Origin of the sequence: Streptococcus sp. UBA3373 (assembly GCF_002360305.1) — a bacterium.
In the GTDB taxonomy this organism is placed as follows: domain Bacteria; phylum Bacillota; class Bacilli; order Lactobacillales; family Streptococcaceae; genus Streptococcus; species Streptococcus alactolyticus.
In genome coordinates, this window is sequence record NZ_DEQF01000026.1 from 25395 (window position 1) to 37824 (window position 12430).

The window sequence follows — 12430 nt, forward strand, 5'->3', positions numbered from 1 at the left end:
TCAAGCACCTTTATTCCTTTCGTTCTTGCTTGTTTAATTCTTATTATAACACAAACTAAAGAGGCCATCTCTTTTGAGATCACCTCTTGTGCTTACAGCATATTCTTCAGTTCATAAATAACATTCATGGCCTGCATGGGCGTCAAATTCATCAAATCAACTTTTCTGAGAGCCTCAATGACCTCTTGGTTAGCCGTGTCATCTGCAAACAAATTAAGCTGCTCTACCTTAGGCTCCTCGTTATTGACTGGAGTTTCTTCAACCACCGAAGAATCCACTTCTGGCAGCAACTGCAGCTTGGCAGCACCAGATTCTAAGCGCGTCAAAATGCTGTCTGCACGTTGCAACAAGGATTTTGGTAAGCCCGCAATTTTAGCAACATGAATGCCGTAAGACTTGTCTGCAGGTCCTTCTGCAATTTTGTGAAGGAAAGTCACGTCACCATCTTTTTCAAGAGTCGCAACATGGACATTGACAAGTTGTGTCAAGGTTGTTGACAGAGTTGTCAATTCATGATAATGGGTCGCAAACATCGTCTTTGCTCCGATGTGGTCGTGAATGTATTCGATAATAGATTGGGCTAGAGCCATACCGTCGTAGGTCGCTGTCCCACGTCCCAATTCATCAAACAAAATCAAGGATTGCTGGCTGGCTCGCTTGATGGCTTGGTTGGCTTCCATCATTTCCACCATGAAAGTGGATTGCCCTGAAATCAAATCATCTGCGGCACCAATTCGCGTGAAAATCGCATCAAAAACAGGCAGATTCACTGCTTCCGCCGCAACGTAAGACCCCATTTGTGCCATGATAACCGTCAAAGCCAACTGACGCATATAAGTGGATTTACCACTCATATTTGGACCAGTAATCAATTGAATCGTCGTTTGCTCATCAAATGTAATGGTATTTGGAATGTATTCTTGGGTCCCCATGACTTTTTCAACCACCGCATGACGCCCTTTTTCAATATAGATTTCTTTCTGCTGGTTAAAACGCGGACGAACATAATGGTTATTTTCTGCGACAACGGCTAAACTTTGCAAGACATCAACCGTTGAAATGGCCTTTGCCAAATCCTGCAAACGTGTGATGTAACGCTCAACTTGCCCGCGCACGCGCATGAAAATATCGTATTCCAAGTTTGCTGATTCCTCGCGCGCCTCCAACATCTCCCCTTCGATTTTAGCTAATTCTGCCGTTCCAAAACGCTCTGAATTTTTCAGCGTTGCTTTACGGAAGAAATAATCAGGCACCAAAGACAGATTTGAATTGGTCACATGGAAATAGTAACCGTCTTTTTTGTTATAGTCGATTTTTAGATTGGCGATGCCACTTGCCGCTCGTTCTTTGGCCTCAATTTCAGCAATCCAGCTGGTTCCCTCACGCATGACTTTGCGGTATTTGTCCAAGGTTTCATCAAATCCTGTCCGAATAATACTGCCATCTGTAATAACCGCAGGCGCTTCTGGGTCAATCGCTGAGCGAATCAAGGATTCTAATTCTGGTAGGGTGTCAATATCCTTGACAAGCTTGTCAAGGTAAGGGCTGGCAAAGGATTCCAAAATAGCTTTGATTTTTGGAACTTGTGACAAGGTCTGACCCAGCTGCAACAAATCCTTGGGATTGGCTTTCCCAAAGGACACCCGACTGGCTAAACGTTCAATATCATAAACACCTTTGAGGCTATCTGTCAAATCACTGCGCTCAAAGAAATGGTCCAAAAAGACTTGAACAATATTTTGCCGTTCGTCAATCTGCTCTTGGTTCACCAAGGGACGGTCAATCCACTGGCGCAACAGACGCATTCCCATCGCCGTCTTGGTTTCATCCAAGAGCCAGTAAAGACTGCCGTGTTTTTTGCCTGTGCGTGCATTTTCCAACAAATCAAGGCTTGATTTTGTCGTATAAGACATTTGCAAGTAGTCTTTGATGTCGTAGTGGACGAGCTTTTGCAGATGACTGAGTTCGCGTTTTTGTGTCATATGAACATACTGCAATAATTTCTCTGCCGCAGAAATTTCCAAATCCGTCAAGGTTTGGTCCACCAAATGCACGTCTTCGTAGCGGTCTTTTTCAAAAGATAAGAGCAAATTCAACTGTTTCACCAGATAGTGTTGCTCTGTTTCAGACAAATCATAGCCCACCACAATTTCACGAGCCTTAAGATTGAGGATTTCACTGCGAAGGCTTGAAAAATCAGACAAAATCGTCGAGAAAAATTCCCCTGTTGACAGGTCCATGTAGGCTAATCCAAGGGCTTTTCCGTCTGAATCAATTGCCACCAAAAAGTTATTGGCGCTGTCTGGTTTAGAAGAATCAACCGCCGTCCCTGGCGTGATAACTTGCACCACTTCACGTTTGACCACGCCAACCGCTTGTTTTGGGTCCTCCATCTGCTCAGCAATCGCAACCTTATACCCCATTTCAACCAAAACATCGATATACTGTTGGGCAGAATGGTAAGGCACACCAGCCATAGGAATTGGATTATCCGCATTTTTATTGCGACTAGTCAAACTAATCTCTAAAATCTGTGCAGCCTTGACGGCATCCTCGTAAAATAACTCGTAAAAGTCTCCCATGCGAAAAAGTAAAAAAGCATCTGGATAATCTTTTTTGATATCCAAATACTGTTGCATGCCTGGGGAAAGTTTATCTTTTGCCATTGCTTAACTCCTCGTTAATCTTTGTTTCCAAGCTATTTGTAATATATTGTACCAAATCACTGGCATCTTGCATTTTGTCCCGATAATCTTTGACAATCGGCAGTTCTGACAAGTCTTTTTGCAGCTGGTCCGCTTGTTCGCCAGCTTTTTCTTTGGCAACCTGTTTGTCAATCTTCTGATAAAGCACCGCTTCTTGCTGATAAGCCTTCATCTTATCGACTTGTTGCTCCAATTCTGGGAAAGCCTTAATTTTTTGCTCTGCTTTTTGAAAATACCGCACGCTATCATGCTGTTTTATCGCTTGAAGGAGGTTTTCTACTGCTTTATCGTAAGAACTCATACACCCGTCGCTAAATCTTTTTCAAAGGCTTTGGCCGTTTCTTCGTCTTTGCAAATAACCAACAAAGTATCCGCACCTGCCACCGTTCCGATAATTTCTGGAATCTCACTGTTATCAATCAAATTGGCTAAAACGTCAGCCTCCCCAAGATTGGTATGAAGGACCAGCATAAAACCAGCACGCGCAACTTTTAAAATGTAAGAGCGAACCGCAGCATCAAAAGTAGCTCCAACCACCTCAGCCAAGCTATAATACAATTTTCCAGACGCATCACGGAGCTTCAAAAGCCCAATTTCACGCAAATCACGCGACAAGGTCGCCTGCGTTACAGTAATACCTTCTTTTTGCAACAAATTTTTAATCTCTTCTTGCGTGCCAATATGACCCGTCTGAATCAAGTATTTAATACGGTTTTGTCGTTCTATTTTATTCATATAAGTTTCCCTTTATGTATATTTATCCTTAGAATTATACCAAAAAAAAAGAACTTTTTCATCACAATTGTAGGTATTATCTCTATTTTTATCCAGTTTTTAGACTTCAAGCGTTTTCTTTTCTTCCATCTCGTTTATTTTTTATTTTTATGTTAAAATAATATGAACTAATGACTTTAGGAGAACATCATGGATACAAAACGTACTATTGCAGAACGCATTCACACTATTGTTCCAGAATTAGACCAAGAACAAGTTGTGAATCTGCTTGAAATTCCAAAAAATTCAGATATGGGAGATTTGGCTTTTCCTGCCTTTTCACTCGCTAAAATCCTCCGCAAAGCTCCTCAAATGATTGCAGCTGATATTGCAGGGCAATTGGATGCGACTGGATTTGAAAAAATTGAAGCGGTTGGACCATACATCAACTTCTTCCTTGACAAAAAAAGCATCTCTGCAGATGTTTTAGGAAAAGTTATCGCAGACGGTAGCCACTACGCTAGCCAGGACTTGGGACACGGACGCAACGTTGCTATTGATATGTCAAGCCCAAACATCGCAAAACCTTTCTCTATTGGGCACCTTCGCTCAACTGTTATCGGCGATAGCTTGGCTAATATTTTTGAAAAAATCGGTTATAAAGCTGTTAAAATCAATCACCTTGGTGACTGGGGTAAACAGTTTGGAATGTTGATTGTTGCCTACAAAAAATGGGGTGACGAAGCTGCCGTCAAGGCTCATCCAATCGATGAGCTGTTAAAACTCTATGTTCGCATCAATGCTGAGGCAGAAACACAACCTGAGTTAGACGAAGAAGCACGCGAATGGTTCCGTAAATTGGAGGCAGGCGACGAAGAAGCTACTGCTCTTTGGCAATGGTTCCGTGACGAAAGCCTTGTTGAATTTAACCGCCTTTACAACGAACTTGGGGTTACCTTTGATAGTTATAACGGAGAAGCCTTCTATAACGATAAGATGGACGAAGTGGTGGACATCTTGACAGAAAAAGGCTTGCTTGAAGAATCGCAAGGTGCCCAAGTGGTTAACCTTGAAAAATACGGTATCGAACACCCAGCGCTTATCAAAAAATCAGACGGTGCCACGCTTTACATTACGCGTGACTTGGCGGCTGCCTTGTACCGCAAACGTGAGTACGATTTTGCCAAAGCCATTTACGTTGTAGGTAATGAACAATCAGCTCACTTCAAACAATTGAAAGCCGTTCTTAGCGAAATGGGATTTGAGTGGAGTGATGACATTACACACGTACCGTTTGGACTTGTGACCAAAGAAGGCAAAAAATTGTCAACACGTAAAGGTAACGTTATCCTACTTGAACCAACTATTGCAGAAGCAATCAAACGTTCCGAAGACCAAATCAATGCCAAAAATCCTAACCTTGCTAACAAGGAAGCCGTTGCCCACGCCGTTGGAGTTGGTGCTATTAAATTCTACGATTTGAAAACAGACCGCCTAAACGGATATGACTTTGACCTTGACGCAATGGTATCATTTGAAGGGGAAACAGGCCCTTACGTTCAATACGCTCACGCGCGTATCCAGTCTATCATTCGTAAAGCTAACTTTACACCATCTGTCAACGATGTTTACAAACTTGACGATGCTGAAAGCTGGGAAATCATTAAACTCATTCAAGACTTCCCTCGTATTATCAAACGTGCCGCAGATAACTTTGAACCTTCTATCATTGCTAAATTTGCAATCAGCTTGGCACAAAGCTTCAACAAATACTACGCACACATACGTATTCTTGATGAAAGCCCAGAACGTGACAGCCGCCTAGCCCTCAGCTACGCTACGGCAACCGTTCTAAAAGAAGCCCTTCGTCTTCTTGGAGTTGAAGCACCTGACGAAATGTAAAACTAAAAAAAGCCGTTTATCACGGCTTTTTTGATGTCTTTAAAACGGTTTTTTCTGCACATTTAACCAGTCAAAAAGGTTGTGATAACATATGCCATTAACCTTCGCTTGGCTCCTTCCACCTTTGTCCGCATTATTTGGTGAAAATCCTGAAAGGTCTGTCGCCTTTTTAATATCAGCCATGGATTGCACACCAAACACCTCGTCATTGAAGAAATACAACCATGACCAGTGTCCTGGATAAGTCATCCCTTTGATGTCTGATCCTTCCACGCTTTCATAATAAGAAAACCATGCATTAGTCGCACCGCTATCTAACAGCGATTTGTAAATGGGAAGAGAATAGTTTTCAGGAGCAACAATCGTGTCATCTGCTGCATGGATAAACCAAATGGGAGTATCTTTGATAGCATTTAATTTTGCTTCATCAAAATAGACTTCGTCGGTCTGGATAAAGGTGCCATTATCAGTAGAAAGGGCATAAGTCCCATCAGACTGTCGTTGGTAGCAATGATAGGCATAAGCCGCAGCCTGCGGAATCAATGCCGCAAAATAATCAGGATTGTGAATGGCAAGATTTAAGGTCATGTAACCACCATTAGAGCAACCCGTCAGATACAGACGATTCTTGTCAATCTTAGGATTGCGGGATACAAAATCTTGAATGGCGTCCATAACGATGTCGGTATAACGAGAAACACCTGCTCCCACACCATTTTTTCCATCGCCTTCATCCATCCAGTAAGTCGGACATTGGAGAGCTAAGATATAAGCTCCCGTGCCACCCTCACCCTCAAAATGAGCTTGAATCTTTGGTTGAGCCAGTGCCACAACCTTATTGCCCAACAAGGTGATGTCAACATCTGACCCACCTTCACCTTGCCCATGAAGCCAAATTAACAAAGGCAGTTTTTCTGCTGTTTTTGCAGTCTCAGGTTCATAAGCCACACACTGAAGCCTTAATGCTTCATCTTGCTTAGTCAAAGGATTGGTATAGGTTCCTGAGTACTCGCTATGATACTGGAAAGGAGCCACATCTGGTGAAAAAAGGTTAGTAATAGCATTGTAATCCTCAATCTCAAGAGTTACAACCTCATGTCCCATAGTAACTAGCAAGCCCTTAATAGACACCTTGTAGTCACGAACCCACTCATGATGATAATTCGCACCATTGAAAAAGAAAGGGCTGGAAACATTCTTCATCTGCTTCTGGTCAAAAGTGATTGGCATCTCAATCGTCAGATAAACACTCTCACCACGCCCAATCAAGTGTCCCTCATTATCTGAAATATAAACCTGACTCACCTGACGGTTTTCACCAGCAGTGACCACAATCAAAGACTCCGTCGACACCGCTGAAATAGGCTTTGCCAAAGTCAAAATGATTTTTGGAACTCCTGGCCCAAACTCATACCCCTTGATGTACAGTGCTATGCTATCAATACTATTTTTCATTTTAAATCTCTTTTCTTTTTTGTTTGTAATCGGTTACATTTGCTGGTTAAAAATTAGAAATCATCCTACAACATAGGTACATTTCTAATCGTGTTTTATTTCTTCCGTCTAATGTTAAAGTCTGACGATACAACTTCGTCAACGTCGATAATGGAGATGAAAGCATCGGGGTCTAATTCTGCCATAATGGCCTTGACTTCTCGGACTTCTGTTGGATTGAGAACAACGTACAAGACGTTTTTATCTTCGCCTGAATAAGCACCTTGACCATTTAGAAAAGTCACACCACGGTTGATTTCATTGAGGATAGCTGAGGCAGCTTCTTCTGATTTTTGGGTAATAATCAGCATACCACGTACAGTGTAGCCTCCATTTTGCACAATTGTCAAAACTTGACTATAAACAAAACTGGCAACCAAAGTGTAGAGCATGTGTTGTAAATCAATATAAACGAGGGAAGCTGTCAAAACAACGGCATCAATAAAGAGTAAGGTTTGCCCTAGTTTTAAGCCTAACTTTTCCTCAGCAATACGTCCAATGATATCTGTCCCACCAGTTGTAGCGCCGTAACGAAACACCAAACCACTTCCAGCACCTGAAAATAGCCCCGCAACAACAGCAACCAGCATCATATCATTTTCAAGGGTGACATGGATAGGAACCCGTTGCCAAAACCAAATGAAAAACGACAAGAGAACCGTTCCGTAAATGGTCAAAGCAAGCGAACGTTTTCCCAAAATCCTAGCCCCCAAAATAAACAAGGGGATGTTCAAAATCAAGGAAGAATAGGCAGGGTTAATGCCATAAAGAGCATGGACAATCAGCGTCACACCGGCAACACCACCTTCAGCAAGGGCATTGGCCATGTTAAATTTTACAAACCCGAAAGTGTAAATCGCTACACCAACGGCAATCAACAAGAGACGTTTGAGTTGTCCCAATCGTTCAAATGACATTTTCCCACCTCCAAAATCCTAATCAATCGTCCACAAAACGCCCAATAATATGGACATTTTCAGCAATTGATACAAAAGCTTTAGGGTCAGCTTTTTTCATCAAATATTTAAAATCATTGTATTCTTCACGCGTAATAATAGCAAGCAAAACTGCTTTCTTTTCGTGATTATAAGTCCCTTCTGCTTCATTGATAGAAGTTACCCCGCGGTGTAATTTCGTGTGAATCATCGTAATCACTTTTTCGGGTCTGCTAGTCACAATCATGGCCTGCATTTTCTTTTGTTTCGTGAAAATCGCATCGGTAACGCGACTAGAAACGAAAATCGTCACCATTGAGTACAGAGCATATTGCCAACCAAATAACAAGCCTGCAAAGAACATGATAATGGCATTGACAATGAGCGAGATACTGCCCACATCATGCTCCGTTTTTTTCCGAATGGTCAAGCTGACAATGTCCGTTCCACCACTTGAGATACGAGATCTAAGTCCAAAACCAATACCAGCTCCCATCACAAGCCCACCAAAAATAGCATTAATGAGCGGGTCTGTTGTCAAAGTAACTTCTGGAACAATCTGGATAAAGAAAGAACTCATGGTTACTGTGATTAGGGTAAAAACGGTAAATTTATGACCGATTTTGTACCAAGCCAATATCAGCAAAGGGAGATTTATCCCATAAAAGGCCAAGGAAATTGGAATTTTAAAACCAATCAACCGTTCACTAATTGCAGATAAAACCTGTGCAAAGCCAGTCGCACCACTAGAGTAAACATGCCCAGGTTGAAAAAAGAAATTAACCGCAATCGCAGACAATATCCCATAAAGAATAGATGCCGAAATTTTTTCGGCATACTTTTCTCTGGAAATACTCTGCATGGTTCTCAGTAGGCCATATTTTTCTGCCCACCGACTAACGACAAACTTTGTTTTCTTCTTGATAGGTGTTTTTCTAATCATCACTTTCAATAGCTAAAGCCAATTCGTCTAATTGCTTGTCTGAAACAAGGCTCGGTGCCTGTGTCATCGGGTCTGCTGCTTTATTATTTTTAGGAAAGGCAATCACTTCACGAATATTTTCTTCGCCAGCAAGAAGCATTACAAAACGGTCAAGACCAATAGCCAAACCACCGTGTGGTGGGAAACCGTAATTCATCGCTTCTAACAAGAAACCAAATTGGTCATTGGCTTCTTCTGCTGTAAAGCCAAGTGCTTTAAACATACGTTCTTGCAAGTCTTTGTGGTTAATACGCAAGCTACCACCACCAAGTTCGTAACCGTTAAGCACGATATCGTAAGCAATGGCACGCACTTTCGACAAATCACCTTCCAATTCATGTGCTGATTCTTCCGTTGGCAATGTGAATGGGTGGTGAGCTGACATATAGCGACCTTCTTCTTCTGACCATTCAAACATTGGCCAATCAACAATCCAAAGGAAATTGAATTGTGAAGTGTCAACCATGTCAAGTTCTTTGGCAATGCGTATACGAAGAGCACCAAGTGTATTATTAGTCACTTCAAGCGTATCCGCAACAAAGAGCACCAAATCATTCTCTTCAAGTTGTAAACGTACTGTCAATTCGCTTTCAATACTTGTCAAGAATTTCGCAACTGGCCCACTGATAGCTCCATCTGTAAATTTGATCCAAGCAAGGCCTTTGGCACCAAATTGTTTTGCAAATTCTGTTAATTTATCAATGTGTTTGCGTGAATACTTGTCCGCATTTCCTTTAACCACGATAGCTTTGACTACTGGTGCTTGTGAAAATACTTTGAAGTCAACATCCTTGACAAGTTCTGTCAAGTCCTGTAAAAGCATTTCAAATCGTGTGTCAGGTTTGTCTGAACCATAATTGTTCATGGCATCATCATAAGACATACGTGGGAATGGTAGAGTTACGTCGATACCTTTGGTATCTTTCATAACTTTGGCAATCATTCCTTCAGTGATATCTTGGATATCTTTATCTGATAAGAATGACGTTTCCATATCCACTTGTGTAAACTCAGGTTGACGATCTCCACGCAAATCTTCATCACGGAAACATTTTACGATTTGGTAGTAACGGTCAAAACCAGCATTCATCAACAATTGTTTTGTGATTTGTGGGCTTTGTGGCAAAGCGTAAAAATGACCTTGGCTCACACGGCTTGGCACCAAATAATCACGCGCTCCTTCAGGCGTTGATTTTGTCAACATCGGTGTTTCAACGTCAATAAATTCAAGGTCGTCCAAGTAATTGCGGATAGAGTGTGTCACCTTCGCACGCAATTTAAAGTTGTTAAGCATTTTTGGACGGCGAAGATCCAAATAACGGTATCGCAAACGATTGTCATCTGTCACATCAACATCATCTTTGATTTCAAATGGTGTTGTTTTAGCAGTGTTTAGGATGGTCAATGCTGACACTTTCAATTCAACCGCACCTGTTGGCAAGTTTGGATTTTCTTGTTCGCGTAAGGCAACTTCTCCTGTCACCTCGATAACGAATTCGTTACGAAGGCTTTCTGCTGTTGCCATAACGTCGCTTGAAACTGTTTCAGGATTGATGACCAATTGCATAATCCCTTCACGGTCACGAAGATCGATGAAAATAAGTCCACCTAAATCACGACGACGACCGACCCAACCTTTAAGAGTCACTTCTTGGCCAATATGTTCGCTACGAACACGACCCGCATACATTGTACGTTTCATTGCTATCTTTCTCCGTTTTTTAATTTATTCATTCCCACCTATTATAGCAAAAAGCACGAAAAAACCCCACCCATGCGGTAGAGTTTTTTTACCTTTTCCCAATTAAGCCTTTTCACGTGCTTTCTTCATTGAAAAAGCAATTAGCTTAGTTTTCTGAAAATATCTGAAAAGTTTGTTTCAATTTCTTCAAAGCTTGCGGTCACTTCTTCGCGGGTTTGGTTGTTTTTGACCGTTACTTGACCTGCTTCCACTTCACTTTCTCCCAAAGTGATGATGGTTTTAGCATGGAAAGTATCCGCAGATTTGAATTGTGCTTTGATTTTACGTCCGAGGTAATCACGTTCTGCTGCAAAACCTTGATGACGAAGGGCTTGAACAAGTTCTAAAGCTTTAAGATTTGCACCTTCTCCCAAAACAGCAATGTAAACGTCCAAATCATTTTCAATCGGTAATGCAATGCCTTGTTTTTCCAAGATAAGAAGCAAACGTTCAAGACCAAGTCCAAAGCCAAAACCAGGGGTTTCTGGACCATCAAAGTAATCTACAAGACTATCGTAACGCCCACCCGCACAAATGGTCAAATCAGATTTGTCAACGGTTGTGATAAACTCAAAAATCGTGTGGTTGTAATAATCTAAGCCACGCACCATATTAGTATCAATAACGTAAGGAATATGAAGGGCTTCAAGCATGTCACGAACCGCATCAAAGTGAGCTTGGCTTTCTTCATCGAGGTAATCTAAAATAGATGGCGCATTTTCAACAGCTTGCTTGTCCTCTTTTTCCTTCGAATCCAAGACACGAAGCGGATTTTCATCCAAACGGCGTTGGCTATCTTTTGACAATTCATCACGCATTGGTGTCAAGTAATCAATCAAGGCTTGGCGATAAGCCGCACGACTAGCCGCACTTCCTAGGGTATTTAAATGAAGAGTGACATCTTTGATCCCTAGGGTTTGGAACAATTGGTAAGCCATGGCAATGGTTTCCACATCTGTAGCTGGATTAGCAGAGCCAAAGCATTCCACACCAATTTGGTGGAACTCACGCAAACGACCAGCTTGTGGACGCTCGTAGCGGAACATTGACCCAATATAGTACATTTTCACAGGTTTTTGTACTTCTGGCGCAAATAATTTATTTTCCACAAATGAACGCACCACAGGAGCCGTACCTTCTGGACGCAAGGTAATGTGACGGTCACCCTTATCGTAGAAATCATACATTTCTTTTGTCACAATATCCGTTGTGTCACCAACTGAACGGCTAATCACCTCGTAATGCTCAAACATCGGTGTGCGGATTTCGCTGTAATGGTATTTCTTGAATGTTTCACGCGCAACAGCTTCGACATATTGCCACTTTGCGCTTTCGCTAGGTAAAATATCTTGGGTTCCTTTAGGTTTTTGCAGTTTCATAATAAGATACACTGGCACCAAATTTTCAAATTTAGCCCCTTCATTCCTTTCTACTATTGTAGCGATTCAATCATTCCTATTTTATCACAAAAACAAGTTCTAAAGAAGAAGCACAACCTTTTTTTAGGATTTCTTCGGCTATTTTTAAATTTTTTGTCAAGTAACTTTACTTTACAAAAAAGATATGGTATGATGTTAAAGTTGATTGAAAATCAAGAACTAAAAAATTATCGGAGGAAATAACAAATGGCAGTACCTGCACGTCACACTTCAAAAGCGAAGAAAAACAAACGTCGTACACACTACAAATTGACTGCTCCATCAGTAAAATTTGACGAAACTACTGGAGATTACTCACGTTCTCACCGTGTATCACTTAAAGGATACTACAAAGGACGTAAAATCGCTAAAGCAGCTAAATAATAGAAGGGAGATACCATGCGCGTAAATATCACACTTGAACACAAAGAATCTGGTGAACGCTTGTACCTTACTTCAAAAAACAAACGTAACACTCCAGACCGTCTTCAATTGAAAAAATACTCACCAAAATTGCGTAAACACGTAATCTTTACTGA

Annotated in this window: 11 protein-coding genes; 3 read left to right on the top strand and 8 right to left on the bottom strand. The window is 41.5% G+C overall.

The window, feature by feature from the left end; translation table 11 throughout:
• Positions 1-92 precede the first annotated feature (92 nt).
• Genes mutS through argR form a run of 3 tightly spaced genes read right to left on the bottom strand, consistent with a single transcriptional unit; the run spans position 93 to position 3440 of the window.
• Entirely contained in the window at positions 93-2666 is a 2574-nt protein-coding gene (mutS, locus tag B3R79_RS03895; RefSeq protein ID WP_204984674.1) for a DNA mismatch repair protein MutS, read from the bottom strand.
• Positions 2653-3006, bottom strand: a complete 354-nt coding sequence (locus B3R79_RS03900; RefSeq protein ID WP_154454969.1) for a YlbF family regulator — start codon at positions 3004-3006, stop codon at positions 2653-2655. Before B3R79_RS03900 ends, mutS begins: the two co-directional genes overlap by 14 nt.
• Positions 3003-3440: an arginine repressor gene (gene argR / locus B3R79_RS03905; protein ID WP_154454968.1), complete on the bottom strand. Its 438-nt coding sequence runs from the start codon at positions 3438-3440 to the stop codon at positions 3003-3005. The genes B3R79_RS03900 and argR overlap by 4 nt, the downstream gene beginning before the upstream one ends.
• A 189-nt stretch (positions 3441-3629) precedes the next feature.
• On the opposite strand from argR, the gene argS reads away from it, so the two are divergent.
• The gene (argS, locus tag B3R79_RS03910) at positions 3630-5321 is read left to right on the top strand and encodes an arginine--tRNA ligase (protein ID WP_293693873.1); all 1692 of its coding nucleotides are present in this window, start codon (positions 3630-3632) and stop codon (positions 5319-5321) included.
• Positions 5322-5360: 39 nt separating this feature from the next.
• On the opposite strand, the gene B3R79_RS03915 is transcribed toward argS, so the two are convergent.
• From B3R79_RS03915 to hisS, 5 genes are all read right to left on the bottom strand, one after another.
• The gene (locus B3R79_RS03915; protein ID WP_293693875.1) at positions 5361-6776 is read right to left on the bottom strand and encodes a prolyl oligopeptidase family serine peptidase; all 1416 of its coding nucleotides are present in this window, start codon (positions 6774-6776) and stop codon (positions 5361-5363) included.
• A 95-nt stretch (positions 6777-6871) separates the two neighbouring features.
• Complete coding sequence (locus B3R79_RS03920) at positions 6872-7732, bottom strand: YitT family protein (RefSeq protein ID WP_168261202.1); 861 nt, start codon at positions 7730-7732, stop codon at positions 6872-6874.
• A gap of 22 nt (positions 7733-7754) precedes the next feature.
• Positions 7755-8696: a YitT family protein gene (locus tag B3R79_RS03925; protein WP_204984677.1), complete on the bottom strand. Its 942-nt coding sequence runs from the start codon at positions 8694-8696 to the stop codon at positions 7755-7757.
• The gene (aspS, locus tag B3R79_RS03930) at positions 8686-10434 is read right to left on the bottom strand and encodes an aspartate--tRNA ligase (protein ID WP_293693878.1); all 1749 of its coding nucleotides are present in this window, start codon (positions 10432-10434) and stop codon (positions 8686-8688) included. Before aspS ends, B3R79_RS03925 begins: the two co-directional genes overlap by 11 nt.
• A gap of 140 nt (positions 10435-10574) precedes the next feature.
• Positions 10575-11852, bottom strand: coding sequence for a histidine--tRNA ligase (hisS, locus tag B3R79_RS03935; protein ID WP_204984679.1), 1278 nt, complete (start codon positions 11850-11852; stop codon positions 10575-10577).
• A 246-nt stretch (positions 11853-12098) separates the two neighbouring features.
• On the opposite strand from hisS, the gene rpmF reads away from it, so the two are divergent.
• Positions 12099-12275 (top strand): 50S ribosomal protein L32, encoded by a 177-nt coding sequence (rpmF, locus tag B3R79_RS03940; RefSeq protein WP_003066947.1) that lies wholly within the window; start codon positions 12099-12101, stop codon positions 12273-12275.
• A 15-nt stretch (positions 12276-12290) separates the two neighbouring features.
• Positions 12291-12430, top strand: a 140-nt coding sequence (gene rpmG, locus B3R79_RS03945; RefSeq protein WP_214256096.1) for a 50S ribosomal protein L33, incomplete at its 3' end; no start/stop codon positions are given.

Coding starts and splice junctions, on each gene's coding strand:
- mutS (WP_204984674.1), bottom strand. CDS start 2,666: ATGGCAAAAGATAAACTTTCCCCAGGCATGCAACAGTATTTGGATATC.
- B3R79_RS03900 (WP_154454969.1), bottom strand. CDS start 3,006: ATGAGTTCTTACGATAAAGCAGTAGAAAACCTCCTTCAAGCGATAAAA.
- argR (WP_154454968.1), bottom strand. CDS start 3,440: ATGAATAAAATAGAACGACAAAACCGTATTAAATACTTGATTCAGACG.
- argS (WP_293693873.1), top strand. CDS start 3,630: ATGGATACAAAACGTACTATTGCAGAACGCATTCACACTATTGTTCCA.
- B3R79_RS03915 (WP_293693875.1), bottom strand. CDS start 6,776: ATGAAAAATAGTATTGATAGCATAGCACTGTACATCAAGGGGTATGAG.
- B3R79_RS03920 (WP_168261202.1), bottom strand. CDS start 7,732: ATGTCATTTGAACGATTGGGACAACTCAAACGTCTCTTGTTGATTGCC.
- aspS (WP_293693878.1), bottom strand. CDS start 10,434: ATGAAACGTACAATGTATGCGGGTCGTGTTCGTAGCGAACATATTGGC.
- hisS (WP_204984679.1), bottom strand. CDS start 11,852: ATGAAACTGCAAAAACCTAAAGGAACCCAAGATATTTTACCTAGCGAA.
- rpmF (WP_003066947.1), top strand. CDS start 12,099: ATGGCAGTACCTGCACGTCACACTTCAAAAGCGAAGAAAAACAAACGT.